Below are 17,332 nucleotides of genomic sequence, written 5' to 3' on the forward strand. Positions count from 1 at the left end.
ATTATCGTTTTGGTTAGCAACGCATGCGCGACCGTCAGGCATGTAGACCTTGCAACACTACGTATGCAGACAGTTGGAGACCGTGCTCCTCATAACCACGGACATGCTACATGCAGTAACCGCGTTTTCGGTGGCGGCCCGGTTTATGTTCTGGTGATGACAGAAGTATAGACAAACGCAAGGAAAGTAGTTGGCTTGTCGTAAAAAGCTGAAGCAAAATGGGCTAAAGAAATGATCTCTGAGAGCGGCGATCTTCTGCGATCCTGCCCTTGTCATCTGCTAACCTCCGAAATGAGTTACGTCCGCAAATGGGACAACGGATGCGCGCTTGTAGGAGTTGATGTCACGTGAGCGAGGGATGTTCCCTCTCATTCTGAGAACTGCGCAAGCTGCTCATAATCGCAATATCGGGCTGTTGTTAGGTAGGAAGGACTGCGTAGCAGCGTTCCCAAAAATTGGTTGAACAGCAGGTTTGGGCCATTCGTCAATCTTTGCAAATTCCCGATTCCGAGCATTGCTGAAATTGGGGCATCGCGTAGCGTCGGTCAAAATGGACTCAGCGCTGCCGTCGGAGTTGAAGTGGCATAGTTTGCTAGCGACGCTGTTGACCGCGCCAAGGACGGCCTTTGCAGACATTCATCCGGCAAATCTGATGCTGCGGTGCGGCCGGTCAAAGCTGTCGTTTGCTGCGGGTACGAGAACTGGATTTGACACAACTAGCTCTCCGCAGGACAGCTGTTGTGTTACTTGTCAGTTCAAATGTCACTTATTGGCCCGGCAGAAATTCGTTCCAAAAAACGCTACGGCAACAAAACTTCGCTTTGTTATTTTTTTGATCAATTTCTTATTATAAATGGCGCGAATTACCTATTAGACAACAAACTCGCGGAATTCTGTTCTAAGTCGCTAAGTGACCTCATCTGCAGTGTTTGTGAAATTATACGTTTGTTGCCTAGTTGTTAAAATCTTTAGCTTCAAGATAGGAGCAAGCAGAAAAAAGTCATCACTTTAAACCGTTAGGCAGTTCCTCACTCCACTTTCGCAACTCATTGAGAAACCCAAGCGCTGTGACGCCAAACTCGGTGATGGAATATTGGACGGACACCGGAGCAGTATCCATCACTTGTCTCGCAACCAAACCCTGCTCCTCAAGATGGCGTAGCCTGTCAGAGATCATCTTTTTACTGGCCCCACCGATCATACGCGCCAGGTCATTGAAACGCACGGGACCATCTTTAAGGTGCCACAAGATCGATCCGGTCCATTTTCCACCGATAATCCGCATACCTCTTTCGATTGCGCATGGCTCCAGACAGGCCTCTGAAACCTGTCGACGACCTTTGGCGTCCTCTTCAATCCGCGCTCGCATCGTCATCCTTTCGCTATGATAACTAAGTTACTAAAAGTATACTAGTTGATTTCTCACACCTATACTCTCAAATGCTCTCTGGACCCGGCGAAAGTCAAGGGTTCAGAGATTGCACATATAGGATATAGACATGAGTAAAATCCTGATCGTGAACGGTACCCAGCCCTACGAATTCGCCCCCGGACAGTTGAACGCCAGCCTGGTCGAACGCGCACGTGACACGTTGGCCGCAATGGGCCACGAAGTACGCATTACAACCGTCGCCGACGGCTATGATGCGAATACTGAGGTCGAGGCGCATGTTTGGGCCGATACAATCATCATGCAGTTCCCGGTAAACTGGATGGGCGTCCCATGGATCTTCAAGAAATACATGGATGAGGTCTACACAGCCGGGATGGATGGCCGCCTATGCGCGGGCGACGGTCGCACCGCCGACGCACCAAAGGCCAATTACGGCATGGGTGGATCACTGAACGGCAAGACATACATGCTGTCGGTGACTTTCAATGCGCCGAAAGAAGCATTCAACAACCCCACCGAGCCGTTCTTTGCCGGAGCAAGCGTTGACGATTTGCTGCGACCGATGCATCTGAACGCCAAGTTCTTCAGTATGCAGGCCCTACCGACATTCGCTGCCTTCGATGTTATGAAGAACCCCGAAATCGAGGCCGATTTCGCTCGATTTGACGCCCATCTGAAAACTACTTTTGTCGAGGTCGAACATGTCCCAGCCTGATATTCACCTGTATACTGCCGGCACGATGAACGGCTACAAGCCGGTTATCTTTCTGGAAGAGGCAGGCGTGCCCTACGACCTGACTCACATCAACTTTTCCAAGCAGGAACAAAAGGCGCCGGATTTTCTGGCACTGAACCCAAACGGAAAGATCCCAACAATCGAAGACCGCTCGGAGGGGCGGGCGATCTTCGAATCTGGTGCGATCCTGTGGCATCTGGCGGAGAAATACGGAAAATTTCTACCGTCGGACCCGGTCAAACGGTCAGAGGTGACGCAGTGGATGCTGTTTCAGGTCGGCCATGTGGGGCCGATGATGGGACAGGCGATGTATTTCCAACATATCGCCGCGCCAAATGGCCACGAAGAGCCCTTCTCAATCCGCCGTTACGTGGATGAAAGCCGCCGATTGATGGAGGTGATGAACACGCGCCTGGACGGGCGTGACTGGATCGCAGCGGACGAATACACCATTGCTGACATGATGCTGTACCCGTGGGCACGTGCCTATGTCTGGGCTCGGGTGGATGTGTCGGACCTTCCGCATCTGAACGCCTGGTTTGACCGTATTGATACCCGGCCCGCTGTGCAGCGAGCGCTGACCATCCCCAAAGCCAACCCACAGTTCTGGGATGCTGACGCAGATGCCAGCGCCTTTGCCAAAGAAAACGCGGCGCGTTTTTCTGGCGATGTGAAAGGATCCTGAGCCGTGTCAGATACTCAGCCTATTCGCGTCGATATCGTTTCCGACGTTGTTTGCCCCTGGTGTGTGATCGGCTATCATCAACTCGCCAAAGCCGCGCGCGATACTCAGACCGAACTGGATATCCATTGGCATCCATTCGAGTTGAATCCGCAGATGACCGAGGGTGGCGAGAATCTGCGCGACCACCTGGCATCGAAATACGGGACCACATTGGAAGGGTCGATCAAGGCCCGAGCCAGCCTGACCGAGATAGGGGCAGCACTGGGGTTCGCGTTCAATTACGCCGATGACATGCGGATGTATAACACCTTCCGGGCGCATCAATTGATTGACTGGGCCGCCGAGCAAGGCAAAGGCCACGAAATGAAGCAGGCCCTCTTTTCGGCTTTCTTTACACACCGCGAAAACGTCTCGGACATACAGGTTCTGGCCGATGCGGCTGCTGGCATCGGGCTGAACCGCGCGGATGCGCTAGACATGTTGCAAAGCCAAGATCGGGCCAATCACGTGCGCCAAAAAGAGCAATTCTGGATCAGCCAAGGTGTTCGGGGCGTGCCCGCAATGGTGTTCGATCAACGTCACCTCGTGACCGGTGCGCAGGGCGCGGAAAACTACGCCCGCATCCTGCTGCATCTACGAGACGACAGGGCCGCGTGACACCAATGAATACCAGGCACTTCCGGCGCAAAAAAACCCACGATCGGACAGGTGTCGCCCGGCCTGCCATCGCTGAACAGCCATTGTGGGGGTTGCATGACGTAAGTCTCCGCGACAACCTTCCTCTTAGATTTAAAACTCAGTCGGAGTGGCCGCATGCCGGCCACTACAGCCTTTCAATCTGGAAGAGTTCCTAATTAATGGCACTGCATGATCACCCCATCTGGCGGAAGCCGCAACATCACCAAGACCTCGACCACGCGCACGACCATGTCCACTGGGCGGAGCTGTTCTACGACCTGATCCACGTCGTGACGATCTTTCTATTGGGTAATTACCTGTCGCATCATCTCGATCTGCATGGGTTTCTTGTGTTCGCCGGAGTCTTCATAACGCTCTGGTACGCTTGGGGCGAACTCAGCATATTCAACTCGATCTACGTCAGTACCGACTTTTGGCATCGGCTGATTATGGCCGTGATGATCTGCACGGTGATGTTCATGGCAGCGGCGATCCCGGCTATTGACGGAAAGGGTTGGGTTTTCTTCGCGTTAGGATTTGCTGCGAACAGGGCCATGATCGCGGCGCTGTACTATCGAGCCCGGCGGGCCAATTCATCAGGCGAGTCGATGTCGACGGCCCAGATCCGCAATTTCTCGGTCTTTGCCGTGATCTTTGCGATTATAGCCTTTTTGCCCGCACCTCTTGCTTACTGGGTGTTTGCCGCCGCGATAGTGGCTACGCAGGCAATGTACATGATACCCGGTGTCACAGTCCTGCGTTTCGAGAGGTTTGTCCCACGTCTTGGCCATATGGCTGAACGGTTTGCTCTTTTGACGTTGATCGTATTAGGCGAAGGGTTCTTCAAACTGGTCGTCACCCTGTCCGAAAAAGGAATTTACAAAGTATCACCGGACGTGCTGGTCAACTTCGTCATCGGTGGCGTTTCGATGTTCGTGATGTGTTGGATCTATTTCGACTTTGTCGGCAATGCCAAACCAAAAGACAAAAAGGTTTCGACGTTGGTCATCTGGTGGCTTGCGCACCTGATCTTGATGCTTTGCGGCGTCATGGTCGGCGTGGCTCTTGCTGCCGAGGTCAAAGTCGGGTTTTGGGAGCCATATCCTACCGAATATGCCGCCATAGGTTGTTTCGGTCTTGCCGGTTACATCGCCATGCTTTGGGTGCTTCAAAACGTCATAGAACATCGTTTGGCGTCGGATTTCGGGCGATGGGATGTGCGTGTTTTCGGGATAGTGCTGGCAATCATCTGTTTCTTTGTCGTCCCACATGTCCCCTCCTTGGTAGGCAATCTGATCTGGGGGACAGCTTTACTATCGCAAATCGCGGTCCCCCTGACACGCGCCTGGACGCAGTTTCGACATGAGTGAGGCACTTACAAGTGCGGGCTATCTAAGAAGGAAAGTCTATTGGTGGCTCGAGCGCCCGGACCGGGCGGCCACCGGTCCCTGGTTGCTTGAAATAGCTCTAATTGCACTAATTACGCTTAACGTGGCCGCCGTTATCCTAGAAACGGTCGACTCCATATATTTTCGTTGGGGCCTGGCGCTGAACCTCTTTGAGGGTCTTTCTCTGTTTGTTTTCGTGGTCGAATACGCGGCAAGGCTGTGGGTCGCCACCGAAAATCCAAGTTACAAAACGCGCGCCGCCTGGGCCGTCTCCCCGATCGCCATCATCGATTTACTAGCGATATTACCTGCGCTGCTCTATTTGATCTTCCCAGTTGATCTGCGTCTACTGCGGACCTTCCGTATGCTTCGGCTACTCAAACTCACTCGGTACTCGCCTGCACTCGGCATGCTGCTTGCTGTGTTTGAGGAAGAGGCTGGCGCATTCTTTGCGGGTTTCTTCATCCTTATGGTGATGCTGATTTTTGCGGCCAGTGGTGCTTGGCTGGCGGAGCACGAAGCGCAACCGGATGCCTTCGGTTCGATCCCCGCAGCGATGTGGTGGGCGATGGCAACGCTGACGACCGTTGGTTATGGCGACGTGACGCCCGTGACAGTTGCCGGTAAGATCTTCGGCGCTGCGATCACCGTGATTGGCATTGGTATGGCTGCGTTGCCTGCAGGGATCATTGCCAGCGGCCTGAACGACCAGTTGCACCGCCGACGGGCCAGCCTGGAACGTGAATTTCGAAAGGCCTTGGAAGATGGTGACATATGCGACGCGGATGAGGCCGATATTGAAGCCGTTCGCAAGCAATTGGGCCTGTCTCGCCGCTCTGCCGATCTTATCCGAGACCGTGTTCATGCTGAGACCGTGTCACAGTCTGGTCTTTGTCCTACCTGTGGGCAAACTGTGCAAAAGGCCAAACCCTAAGCAAGTGTAATTGGGTTGCCACTTGTCAGGCACCGAACTCCCAACAGGATCACAACAAGTCTGTGAAAATGGGAGATTTCGAATTGAGTATTTTGCGGGCTTGGAGGTTTCGCTGCTGTCCTGCGCGATTTTTTTGTTGTCGGCGGCAAGGGCCCGGTTCTGCATGAGCGAGCGCCACCATGTAAGATTGAGGAAATCGCCGGGAATGCAACCTGCTACGCAATTTGTGGACATGATCCGCGGTGTGGTTCTACTAGATGCCTTGATCTACGAGTTGCGCTGGGAGATCCTCTGGATAATCGGGTTTGCGGCAACCGGGTTGTCGCTGGCAACTTTGAGGTTCAAGAAACAGTTGGGTTGACGACCTGCCCTTACCGGCTATTCACTATTCGATGCTGCCGCTGTGGTGCGGCCCGTCGAAGGAGATTTTCGCTGCGACGCCAAAGTCGAACGAGCGGCGAACTGGAAGTCTGCGGACTTTGCAGTCATTCGTCTTTTTTGCTCCGTAGGGCCACAGTCAACCCAATGTGGCCGTTGAATGCCTTCTGTCTTTGCTGCGTTACGCCTGACAACCCTGCCGTTTCCCGCGAACACAAAATCAGAGGTTAGCGAAACTTACGCAATCTGGACCTAGCAGTCGCTCAACCGCTGGCGAATGCCAATGGTTGAGCGAGTTCTTTTTTGCATAGCTTAAGTAGTGACTTGAGCCGCGGTCAGTTTGCTTGGGTAGGGTTCACCTTGTTTGTACGAACCCGCTGCAGTGAACAGAACGTCTGTCGACGAGTTCAAGCCGGTTTCTGCGGAATCTTGCAGTACGCCGATAATGAAACCGATGCTGACCACTTGCATAGCTGTAGCATTGTCGATGCCGAACAAGCTGGCGGCCATTGGGATCAGCAACAGCGAGCCACCTGCAACACCTGACGCCCCTGTGGCAGCGATCGAGGCGATAATGCTCAGGAATAGTGCCGAGAGGAAATCGACTTGAATGCCCAAGGTGTGAACGGTCGCGAGAGTCATAACCGTGATCGTGATGGCGGCACCGGCCATGTTGATCGTCGCACCGATTGGAATCGTAACCGAATAGGTCTCTTCATCCAGCTTCATGCGTCGGCAAAGTTCCATGTTCACCGGAATATTGGCGGCCGAGCTGCGCATGAAGAAAGCGGTAATCCCGGATTCCTTCAGGCATGTGAATACCAACGGATAAGGGTTCTTGCGCAAGCGTAGGAACACGATCAGCGGATTCACAACCAACGCCATGAACACCATGCAGCCAATCAGCAACGCCAGCAGCTGGCCATAGCTTGCGAGCGTTTCAAAGCCGGTTTCAGCGATGGTTGAGGCGACGATACCGAAGATACCGATTGGGGCCACCCGGATGATTGCGGCTACGATCTTGGTGATTGCACCGTCGAGATCCGACATCAGAGTCTTGGTCGAGTCGCTGGCGTGACGGAGAACCAATCCAAGGCCCAAAGCCCAGGCGAGAATGCCGATATAGTTCGCTGTTGCAAGTGCATTCACCGGATTGTCTACGATTTTCAGCAAGATGTTCTTGACCACCTCGGCCAAACCTTCCGGGGCATTCAGAATTTCCGGCGCACCTGTCAGATGCAATGTAACCGGAAACAAAAAGCTCGCTGCAACAGCCACCAGCGCGGCTGCGAAAGTTCCGAGGATATACAAAAGCACCACGGGGCCCATGCGTGCCTCGCTGTCCTTTTTGTGGTTGGTGATCGCGGCGCAAACCAGAATCAGCACCAGAACGGGTGCGACCGCTTTCAATGCATCGACGAAAAAATCGCCTAGTAGACCGACGGCTGAACCTGCAGCAGGCCAAAGGGTCGCGAGAAGTGCACCAGCCACGAGGCCGATGATGATTTGAGTAACCAGGCTACCACGCTGAAAAAATTTCATTGGGATTATCCTGTCCGAATAAGGGCCCCACGGGTGAAGTTCACACCCGCGAAAGCACGGTTAGAGTTAAGAAGCTGGTGGCAATTTGGGCGCTTTAGGCTTGATTTAAACGTCTTGCGAAGACTGGACTTCGTTCGATCTAAACTGAATTAGTTGCCGTTTTCCTTTGAGTGCGCGGATTGTGTCAGCATTACAAATACTTACCTTACGTCAACATGTTTGCCCACAAAACGAAGTCTAAAGGAAAATTAATAACTTTCTCAAATTGATGGCGTCAAAACCAACTCATAGTTGATCTCAGCAATCCACTGATAAGTTAATAGAGGTTTCGGCAACGATGGTTGAACAAATCACCGCCTCGAAAAGTGCAATACCCTTTGCCAGATCGCGGTTGTTTACCTTAGCGCCACAGATTCTGAGACGGCCCTTAGCAGGCCTTGATCTGAAAACTGAAATGCTGCGTTAGCAGCCCGCGTTACCAACGTTCGCTGTGGGCGCTCAGTTTTGATTCAGTTCTTATAATTACCTGGGGCGGTCTGGCTCGTTGGGGTTGCGCGTAATCAAGCTTTCGATTTCGTTCATTGTTTCAACCGGCAAGGCACCAAAGGACAGTGCGCCTGAAATGCCTTCTATTTGTTCTTCTGTTCGAGCGCCCGGAACCGGTACGTATGTTTCAGATTGGCCCCATAACCACCCGAGGGCCCCTTGAACAAGCGTTCGACCATTTGTGGTCAGTAAATCCCGAACTGCATCAAGCTTTTGTATAAAGTCAGGGTTTACCCTTCCATCCGAAAAATACTCCATCCAGCTTTCCCCGGATGCTCGCACGTCGTTCGGTTCCATGACAGTGTTCAAATTGTACTTTCCGGTGAGCAACCCCATCGCAAGAGGTGAGCGGATAAGGGATATTAGACCTTCCTCTTGAACCACCTGTTGCATGCGAGGTGCATCGAAAAAGACGTTCATCACGTATTCGACCGCCTTGAAACCGTTCTTCGATGAGACGGCCAGCGCGCTTCGAGAGTAATCCGTGCTCCAACCGTAGGCTCGTATTTTCCCGGCCTCTTTCAAACGGCCCATTTCGTCGAACACAGCCTCGGCCTGGGCAACCGGCATATCGTTTACATGCAGCAACAATAGATCGACCCGATCGCGTTCCAGCCGCGACAAGCATCCGTCTATAGCAGGGCCAGTCTGATCCGGGGTGAAAGGGTTAAACGAAATCTGCTTGCTTGCCTCATCGATCCCAACCCCGATCTTTGTGACAATTAGGGCGTCGGGTCGGTGCTTTAGCGCTTTGCCCAACAAACGTTCCGAATGCCCCGCGCCATAGGCGGCAGCGGTGTCAAACAATGTGATCCCTCCGTCCAGAGCGGCATGGATCGTTCGAATGGAGGTTTCGTCGTCCGATCGGGTGTAACCCAGCGACTGTTCCCCCCAATACATCTTGCCGCCGATCGGCCAGCATCCCATGCCAAGGGGTGAGATTTCGGTTTCGAGAAAGTTCATCTGTGGGCCTCCCGGCTGATCCTTCAATAAAAACGCCAGCACAGTCTTTTCATCAACAACACAAAATGTAAGCTTCATTTCATGAATGAAAGTAACTTTGACTGGGATAACCTGCGGCTTTTCCTTGCGGTTGCCAGAGCGGGCGGGCTCGGCCCGGCATCCGAACAAACCGGCAAGAGCGCACCCACTCTGGGCCGACGCATGATCGAGCTTGAGCGCAACCTGGGAAGCGAGCTGTTCCACCGCAAACCACGAGGCTATGACCTGACCGAAGACGGGCAGGCGCTGCTGAAAAAGGTCGAAAGTATCGAAGCGCGTGTCTTACCTGTCGCCGAGAGCAGCCTTGCCACCGCGCCACCGTTGGTCAAGATTTCGGCCGGGACCTGGGTGACAAAGGTGTTGATCGGTGCTGTCGGAAGTCTGACAGGATCATTGCCGGTTCGGCTGCGGTTCATCGCGTCAGAAGAGGTGTTGAAGATCGGGCACCGAGAAGCTGCAATCGGTATTCGAAACCACCGACCAGAAGAGATCGGCCTGGCAGGTCGCAAGATCGGGCGGGTTCGGTTCGCGGTCTATGCTGCGGATGAAAGCGTTTCAACCTGGGCACGTGTCATGTCCAATACACCTTCGGCCAGATGGCTGAGGGCGCACACGCAAACTGACGACGCCATCGAAGTGACGACGCCGCAAAACGCGTTGGAACTTGCAAACGCAGGACTGGCCCGTGCGGTTCTGCCCACCTTCATCGGAAACACACAGGCAAACCTTAAACCAGTCTCACCTATGATCGATGAATTGGAACATGATCAGTGGCTGGTCGCACATCATGAAGACCGATTTCTCGCAGAAGTGCGGCATGTCATTGATCGCACCCATGCAGTGATGTCGAAAGCGTGTGAAAACGGGTGAACCGAGGCTGCAAATGCCTATTCACCCAACCGTTCCATCAACCGAGCATAAGCTGTCTGGCCGCGCCGGAAGGTGGGCAAGCGGAAGAACTCGTCCGGGGCATGTTGATTTTCATCCTCATGTCCGAACGCAAACATGACCGCATGTAAACCCAACTCGTCCAGCAAGGTCGACATGACAGGGATCGAGCCACCAACGCGGGTTTTGTACGCCGGTTTGCCGTAAACCTCTTCAAGAACCTGTCCCGCGATGGCGGTTGCGTTGTGTCCTGCAGGTACAAGGAACGGATCCGCGCGCCCAGGGTTGCGCGATACCTGAGCGGTCACACTCGGCGGGCAGTTCGCTTCGACATGAGCGGAGATCAGATCAAATATCTTTTCAGGATTTTGATTGGCGACCAAGCGACAAGTGATCTTGGCCGAGGCAACCGCGGGCAAAACGGTCTTTGTGCCTTCCCCTTGCCAACCGCTGGTCAATCCATTGACCTCAAGCGTTGGACGCGCCCACAGGTTTTCACGTGTCGTGTATCCTGGCTCACCCAGGGTAGCCGGGGCTCCGGTCTGGGCTAAATAGGCTGCCTCATCCCACGGCACCCGCGCAATTGCCGCGCGGTCTTCATCAGCCAACTCAATGACATCGTCGTAGAAGCCCTCGATAGTGATCCGACCATCGGTTGATTTCATACTGGCCAACAACTGGGCCAACGCCATCGCCGGGTTTGCAACTCCACCGCCATGCATGCCGGAATGCAGATCGGATTTCGCACCTTGAACCGAGATCTCAAGCGAAGTGAGCCCTTTCAGACCCAGAACCAGTTGCGGCGTCTCAGTATCCCACTGACTGCCATCGGCAGAAAAGATCATATCGGCCTGAAGTCGATCAAGATTTGCCTCGATAAAAGGCGGAAGGTCGGGGGATCCGATCTCTTCCTGTCCCTCAAAGAAGTACCGCACATTGACCGGCAGTTTACCGGTCTCTGCCAGCAAAGCCTCGGCCGCAAGGATCGGAATGAACATGGCGCCCTTGTCGTAAGTTGCCCCGCGCCCGTAAATCCGATCGCCGCGGATCGTCGGCTCGAACGGGGGCGAGGACCAGAGCTCAAAAGGTTCAGCCGGTTGCACGTCAAAATGGCCATAGATCAGGATTGTAGGCGCACCGGGTCCAGCATGCAGCCAATCAGCACAGACCACCGGATGTCCTGCTGTCTCCATCATCTCAACGTTTTCCATTCCCGCCGCCACAAGCCGATCAACGACCCACTGCCCGGCCTTTCGAACATCGCCCTCGTTTTCGGGTTTGGCTGAAACCGAAGGGATACGAATGAAGTCGCACAGCTCATCGACAAAGCGCGATTGGTGTGTATCGAGATATTCGGTCCAGCTCATTCCATGTCCTCTCTGATGCCGCACTTAGCCTACGAAACTAGACGTCGCCTGCAAGTCTGCGTAAGACAACCTAAAACGGTTCTGTTGCGAACTTTAGATGGCAGAGCATCAGTGGATTTGGAGATCTGTTTATCCTGCCAGTTGGGCGAACTGCTGAAACGGACGGAGGCCGGGGCGTGAATTGACCTTTGCGGATCACGTTAACCAGTTCTATGCCAGCCAGGGCAGATGCAACTGAAGCGAAAGATTTGAATCCCGGCATCGGTCTAATCCTTCGTTTGATGAAGCGGTGATCCTGTTCAATGATGTTGTTGAGGTACTTCCGTCTGACCATCTCAATCGGTACCGGACAACCAAAGCCTTTCAGCATCTTGTTTATTGCCTTGATGCCGGCCGTGTTGGCACCACTTTTGTCGATGACGATCTTGCGCGGCAGACTGTTTACCTCAAGCGCGCGGGCAAAAACCTCGCCGCAGCGGCCTTGTTCCGGCGCTGGGATAGCATGAAATCAAGGGTCTTGCCGTGTTTGTCGATGGCGCGATAGAGATAAACCCATTCACCCTTCACTGTCACATATGTCTCATCCATGCGCCACGAACGGTCTGCGGGACGCTTTCTATACCGCGCTGCGTCGGCAATGAGCACTGCATATCGGCTGACCCAGCGGTTCAGTGTTGCATGATCCAGATTAACGCCGCGTTCCGCCATGATTTCTTCCAGATCCCGGTATGAAACACCGTAGCGTAGGCGGAAGAAACAGTCAAAAGTTTGTAACCGATCCACGCAGGTAAGACACACAATATCATCGTCTCAGCAGTCACCTGAAAGCTCGTCACAATCGTGAACGAACTCCTCAAATCTCAGCAAAACTGATCGGCTCAGACCGCCTAAGAAATACAGTTGCCAGAAACATTAGGTTAGACTGAACCTTAATTGCTGAACCTGAGGTACAAACGGACATGAGCCGGATCAAAGTAAACCTGATCGGTGCAGGAAAGGTCGGACAAACGCTCCTGTCTTTACTGAACGAAACCGATGAATGCCAAATACAGGACGTTCTTAGCGCAAGTTTCACGTCTGCACAGAATGTCGTCAGACGGGTTGGTGCTGGCCGGGCCGAAAAACAATTGTCCGGTTTGCGCCCAGCCGATCTTTGGATCCTTGCAGTCCCGGACACGCAGATATCAATCGTTGCGTCTGCCCTGGCAGACGTACTCTCGAGGATGCCAGTATCGAAGCGGACACCCATCGCGTTTCACTGCAGCGGCTTCTTTCCAGCCGAAGAGATGGCCCCTCTGCGCATATCGAAATGGCACCTCGCCAGCGTGCACCCGGTTTTGTCTTTTGCCGACCCGAGCAGAGCAAAAGAACAGTTCAACGGCTCACTTTGCGGTCTCGAAGGCGATGAAGACGCCCTAGCCTTCCTGCATCCGTTGCTTGAAAATCTGGGAGCCAGATGTTTTTTGATCCGCTCAGAAAGCAAGAGCCTCTATCATGCTGCGGCGGTGATCTCGAACAATTTCACCGTCGTGTTACAGGCAATTGCCCGCGAAGCCTGGAGTGAAGCGGGTGTATCAGACGACGTTGCTGCACTACTAAACGCAAGCCTACTGGAAAGTACGGCAGAAAACGTAATTGCCATGGGACCGCAACATGCCCTGACAGGCCCCGCGGCCAGGGGTGACGAAGAGGTCGTTGAATCTCAGGGCCACGATGTTGCGCTCTGGCACCAGCCTGCAGGAAAAGTTTACCGGATTTTGAGCAATATGGCCCGAACGCTCAAGCAATCTGGCTCGACTAATCCCGGTTTTGTCCCAAACTCTTCCGACGATTGAAGCTGGGCTGGGATTTGTCGTTTCTGGAAAGTCAGATTTGCAAACTGCTTGAATGGACAGATTCCAACCCCGAGACCTCCCGGTCAAAAGACTGCAACAAATCCAAAACGGAGTTGTCTACAAATGGCTAAGCCCGACAAAGCTCTAACGTGTAACGGTGCAGCAGCGTTTCCCGACTGGTCCCGGCGGCGAACCGGCGTGGATTGCGGGGCTCGCGCCTAAACCCCAGCGCTTCGGCCAAAGTGATTGACCGGGCGTTGTCCGGCGCGATCATGAAGCGAATTCGTGCCAGACCCAGCTGATCGCGTGCGATATCAAAAACCGAACGCATGGCACCACTCATCATGCCGCAACCTTCGTGGGCGAAATCAACGACCCCCGCCGCCTCTGCCACCCGCGCGTCCGGGTCGATGGCATTCAAGAAAATCAGGCCCGCGAGCCCTTCGTCAGCGACTGGGATACCGAACACGAAACTGTGCCCCGAGCGCTCCAGTTCCCCATGATGATCGATGTAGCGTTGAGTTTCCTTAAGCGAAGCGCCGGCACGCAGAAGACTGGGGAAAAAATGCGCCAATCGATCTTCGTTGCGTCGGATCATGCCCTGCAGTGCCAAAGCATCAAGCCGGGAAACCGGGACAAGCGACACCCTGTCAACAATTTGAGTTGGCATGCCGTCAACCGTCCGTATCTCCGCCGGTTCCTCCGCCGCCTTTGTCATCGTCAGTGTCCGTACCGTTGCTTCCGCAATCGGAATCCGTCTCTTTGCAGCATGCTGAGACTAACAAAGCGGCTCCTACAAGCAGGACGACGCCCCAGAATGCCACCGGATCGTCATCATCGTCGGCTATCCCAAGCTTCGAAGCCCGTTCCAGGACAGCTTCCCGGTCCTCCCGATCACCTGACGGTCCAAAGGCGTTGGCGATGGCCTGCAATTCCTCGGGGGCAGATCGCGCCGCGTCTGACAGCGCTTTGGCAACCCGTTCGGTCGCATCGAAATCCTCGTAGGTAAGTTCCGTCATCCCGAGATCGATCATCAGAAAACGTTTACTGAAGGCCGCCTCAACATCATTGCCACCATCCTCCCATTGGGGGAGGAACTGAGCTTTAAACGAGTCTTTCGTTCCATCCGATCGAAGGCCGATAAGACGGCCTACTGACAGAAAGGGGCCATAGCGTGAACCACGGACGGGTATCTTGGCAATCATTGGCATTGCAATCTCCTTTCATGAAAGAATCTTCAAAAGAAGGCGTTCACCACGTGGCGAGCGCCTCTCGTATCGGTTCGCGGTAGAGCTCGCGGACAAACGCACTTCTTGTCGTCACTGGTGAGCTTGGCGCATAAAGCAACCTGCTTCCGCCGATCATGCTACCAACTGCATCTCCAACCTTCGTCCAGGAGAGGGGCATGCCATCGTAGCGGAAGATAGCACCTTTACCAGGCGTGAGACCGTAGAGCCTGCCACCAGCCACTGCGAGACTGTCTGCAGCATTGCCAATTCGCGTCCACGATTCCGGGGTACCGTTATAGGACCAAACCTCTTGCCGGTCCGTTGTCATGCCAAACAGCAGGCCGCCCTGACCAGCGACAAAGCCGATACCCGGCCCGCCAATACGCGTCCAGGAATTCGCGTTCGCATCATGAGAAAGGATGTCGCCGGTCGAACCGTCGATAGCATAGGCTTCATCGCCACCGCCGATTATCGAAACAACGTTATCGCGCACCTGTGTCCAATCATCCGATGCGCCGTTCCATCGGAACAGCCGGTTCCCAGAAGGGGATATTCCATAGACCGTCGCTCCGACGCCCGCAAACGCGGCCCCAGGCCCTCCTATCCGCTCCCATGCCATGGGTGCCCCGGTAAAGCGCCAAATGTCGCTGGTCCCGGGCTCGATAGCGTACAGATCATGGCCGCCATCAATCAAAGTCTCTGCCGGACCACCGATTTGTGTCCATTGGCCCGCGGGCCCGTCGTGGCGGAACACCGCCTGCCGATCCGGCGTCAGTCCGTAGGCCGTCGCTCCGATCCCGACCCATTGGCTGCCAGGGCCACCGACAACATTCCAGTTGTCATTAATGTCGAGCATCATGAGTTCGGCGTCAGGCGGGATGTCGCGTTCCGGGTCTCGGATCTGATTGAGGAACCAGCCAAGCACGTATTTTTCAATTACAGGTCTGCCGCCGCCGCGCCGGAAAGGCAGGCTCAACTCGGCAGCGTCCGCATAGCCGACATCGTCACCAGAGGGCCCGCCTGAACCGCCCTTTCTGCGGAGAACAACACTTTGCATGAAGTTCTGAACAATCCCGGACTTTCCGGCTGCCAATGCCTCTTCCTCAAGCACGCTGCGCAGATCCGAGGCGCTGGCGGGTCCTGAATCCCCGCCCGTGATCGGGCTGCTATAGGTCGGGTCGGAAGCGTCTGCGACGATCATGTTCCCCTCGAACAGCCGCCGCGAGATCCCGAAGTCAAAAAAGTGCATGGCATCCACACCTTCATAGAGACGCGCCATATCCTGAAGTGTGGTGATGTTGTCCGCCCAGGGCCGGTCTGCCTTCGGGCAACCTGGATACATCTCCGTTTGCGAAAACCCGAGTTCCTGCTGAGCGCGTCGTGTTATGGTCGTCGTTCCAAAAAGATCCATGACCGCGTCGAGCGACCGGTTGTGGGATTCCCACATCATTGTTGGCAATGCATCTGTCAGCGGCGCCGAACCCGAGACCGTCCCGGGCCCTGCCGTAAGGCAGACAGTGTCCGTCCGCGCGGCGCCTGTGGCGCCCGCGGGTTCGAACCATGAAACGCGTGTCGACATCGAGGTATTCGGGTCGCGGTCGACATCAATAAGCGCATGCAGATATGGAAGCAGTTTCAGAACGCTCAACGGTTGAAAACAGGTGTTCGCCGCGTGTTCTGCAAGGACGCGGCCAGAGGCGTGCTTGACAAGGAAACCGCGCCGAACGCTCAGGCCGTAATCGGGATGGTCGTAGCATCGCAGCATGAACGCGCGGATGCGGCTGGTCTCGGCCAGGTCATCCTCGAAAAGCCAGACTTCCTGGCGGTCGGGTGTGAGTCCGCATACAAATTCGTCCGCTGCCACGAACTGCGCGCCGGGACCACCGATCCGCTCCCATCGGGATTCTTCGCGAAAAAAGCGCCAGATATCGCCCGTGCCTGGCTGGACAGCACAAAGACGGTTTCCTCCGCCGATCAATGTTTGAGCCGGTCCGCCAACCTTGTTCCAACGGTCGGCGCGCTCATCAAATTCATAGACTGCCTGCCGGTCCGGTGTAAGGCCGTAGATCCGCGCGCCCACCCCTACCCACTCTGCACCGGCGCCGCCGATACGCCGCCAGCTTCCGTCGTACCGCGCCCAGGCCCATATTGCAGCGTCGCCCGGTGCCGAGGCCCAGATACGTGAACCGCCCTCCACTATGTTTCCAGCGGGGGACGGGCCGATGACCGTCCAGTCGTTTGCCAGCCGATCATAGCGTAGAAGACGGTCGCGACTTGGCGACAAGGCATAGAGCGCGTTGCAAACACCGCTGAATTGGGCGCCCGGTCCGCCGACGGCGTTCCAGCCGACCCCATCGAAGCGGAAAACGCCGCCGCCGCCAGGTGAGGTTGCGTAGAGGTCCCATCCTCCGCCGATGAGCGCCTCGGCGGGACCTCCAATCTGGGACCAGTTGCCGGTACGAGGGTTCCGGGTGAACACCGCTTGCCTGTCCGGCGTAAGCGCGGCAAGTCTGCCCCCGTAAAAGGCCAAACTGTGAGCGGGTCCTCCGATCTTCGACCAAGGCATCGTATCGCTCCTTTACATAGAATTCCGGCGCCGCGTGTGTTGCGTCCCCAAAACGGGATTGCCGTTTTCTACGACAAGGCTGCCCCGTTTGATCAAAGGCCAAGGGCCAAGAACTGTTTACTATGGAGATGTCGAACTATTCCCGAAGGCTCGGCTGGCGGCCGA

General features: G+C 55.0%; 15 protein-coding genes and 1 pseudogene. 8 read left to right on the plus strand and 8 right to left on the minus strand.

All coding sequences use genetic code 11. From position 1 onward, the window contains the following. Positions 1–1,003: 1,003 nt before the first annotated feature. Entirely contained in the window at positions 1,004–1,369 is a 366-nt protein-coding gene (locus ACR0EV_RS12045; protein ID WP_480800306.1) for a winged helix-turn-helix transcriptional regulator, read from the minus strand. Between the two features lie 130 nt (positions 1,370–1,499). Between ACR0EV_RS12045 and ACR0EV_RS12050 the strand changes: the two genes are divergently transcribed. From ACR0EV_RS12050 to ACR0EV_RS12075, 6 genes are all read left to right on the plus strand, one after another. Beyond that, positions 1,500–2,108 carry an NAD(P)H-dependent oxidoreductase gene (locus ACR0EV_RS12050; RefSeq protein WP_480800307.1) on the plus strand — a complete coding sequence of 203 codons (609 nt, stop codon included), beginning with the start codon at positions 1,500–1,502 and terminating at the stop codon, positions 2,106–2,108. Beyond that, entirely contained in the window at positions 2,095–2,814 is a 720-nt protein-coding gene (locus ACR0EV_RS12055) for a glutathione S-transferase family protein (RefSeq protein ID WP_480800308.1), read from the plus strand. The genes ACR0EV_RS12050 and ACR0EV_RS12055 overlap by 14 nt, the downstream gene beginning before the upstream one ends. A gap of 3 nt (positions 2,815–2,817) precedes the next feature. Beyond that, entirely contained in the window at positions 2,818–3,471 is a 654-nt protein-coding gene (locus tag ACR0EV_RS12060; RefSeq protein WP_480800309.1) for a DsbA family oxidoreductase, read from the plus strand. 200 nt (positions 3,472–3,671) lie between these two features. Then, entirely contained in the window at positions 3,672–4,862 is a 1,191-nt protein-coding gene (locus ACR0EV_RS12065; protein ID WP_480800310.1) for a low temperature requirement protein A, read from the plus strand. Beyond that, the gene (locus ACR0EV_RS12070) at positions 4,855–5,814 is read left to right on the plus strand and encodes an ion transporter (RefSeq protein WP_480800311.1); all 960 of its coding nucleotides are present in this window, start codon (positions 4,855–4,857) and stop codon (positions 5,812–5,814) included. The genes ACR0EV_RS12065 and ACR0EV_RS12070 overlap by 8 nt, the downstream gene beginning before the upstream one ends. A gap of 205 nt (positions 5,815–6,019) precedes the next feature. Next, entirely contained in the window at positions 6,020–6,175 is a 156-nt protein-coding gene (locus ACR0EV_RS12075; RefSeq protein ID WP_480800312.1) for a hypothetical protein, read from the plus strand. Between the two features lie 329 nt (positions 6,176–6,504). Here the strand turns inward: ACR0EV_RS12075 and sstT are convergent, their stop codons facing one another. Then, complete coding sequence (gene sstT / locus ACR0EV_RS12080; protein WP_480800313.1) at positions 6,505–7,734, minus strand: serine/threonine transporter SstT; 1,230 nt, start codon at positions 7,732–7,734, stop codon at positions 6,505–6,507. Between the two features lie 522 nt (positions 7,735–8,256). After that, positions 8,257–9,243 (minus strand): aldo/keto reductase, encoded by a 987-nt coding sequence (locus ACR0EV_RS12085; protein WP_480800314.1) that lies wholly within the window; start codon positions 9,241–9,243, stop codon positions 8,257–8,259. Positions 9,244–9,324: 81 nt separating this feature from the next. Here ACR0EV_RS12085 and ACR0EV_RS12090 point away from each other — a divergent pair, with 81 nt between their 5' ends. Further along, on the plus strand, positions 9,325–10,152 hold the full coding sequence (locus tag ACR0EV_RS12090) for a LysR family transcriptional regulator (protein WP_480800315.1): 828 nt from the start codon (positions 9,325–9,327) through the stop codon (positions 10,150–10,152). Positions 10,153–10,169: 17 nt separating this feature from the next. Here the strand turns inward: ACR0EV_RS12090 and ACR0EV_RS12095 are convergent, their stop codons facing one another. Together ACR0EV_RS12095 and ACR0EV_RS12100 are read right to left on the minus strand one after the other, a co-directional pair. Next, on the minus strand, positions 10,170–11,537 hold the full coding sequence (locus ACR0EV_RS12095) for a dipeptidase (protein ID WP_480800316.1): 1,368 nt from the start codon (positions 11,535–11,537) through the stop codon (positions 10,170–10,172). Between the two features lie 129 nt (positions 11,538–11,666). Then, positions 11,667–12,338: pseudogene (locus tag ACR0EV_RS12100) on the minus strand (IS6 family transposase). A 158-nt stretch (positions 12,339–12,496) separates the two neighbouring features. Here ACR0EV_RS12100 and ACR0EV_RS12105 point away from each other — a divergent pair. Then, entirely contained in the window at positions 12,497–13,372 is an 876-nt protein-coding gene (locus tag ACR0EV_RS12105) for a Rossmann-like and DUF2520 domain-containing protein (RefSeq protein ID WP_480800317.1), read from the plus strand. 127 nt (positions 13,373–13,499) lie between these two features. Here the strand turns inward: ACR0EV_RS12105 and ACR0EV_RS12110 are convergent, their stop codons facing one another. Genes ACR0EV_RS12110 through ACR0EV_RS12120 form a run of 3 tightly spaced genes read right to left on the minus strand, consistent with a single transcriptional unit; the run spans position 13,500 to position 17,167 of the window. Beyond that, a complete protein-coding gene (locus ACR0EV_RS12110) occupies positions 13,500–14,042 on the minus strand; it encodes a GNAT family N-acetyltransferase (RefSeq protein ID WP_480800318.1) in 543 nt (180 codons plus the stop codon). Between the two features lie 4 nt (positions 14,043–14,046). Beyond that, positions 14,047–14,583, minus strand: a complete 537-nt coding sequence (locus ACR0EV_RS12115) for a hypothetical protein (RefSeq protein ID WP_480800319.1) — start codon at positions 14,581–14,583, stop codon at positions 14,047–14,049. A 40-nt stretch (positions 14,584–14,623) separates the two neighbouring features. After that, entirely contained in the window at positions 14,624–17,167 is a 2,544-nt protein-coding gene (locus ACR0EV_RS12120; protein ID WP_480800320.1) for a serine hydrolase, read from the minus strand. Between the last annotated feature and the right edge of the window lie 165 nt (positions 17,168–17,332).

Source organism: Ruegeria sp. CF8 (assembly GCF_056537285.1).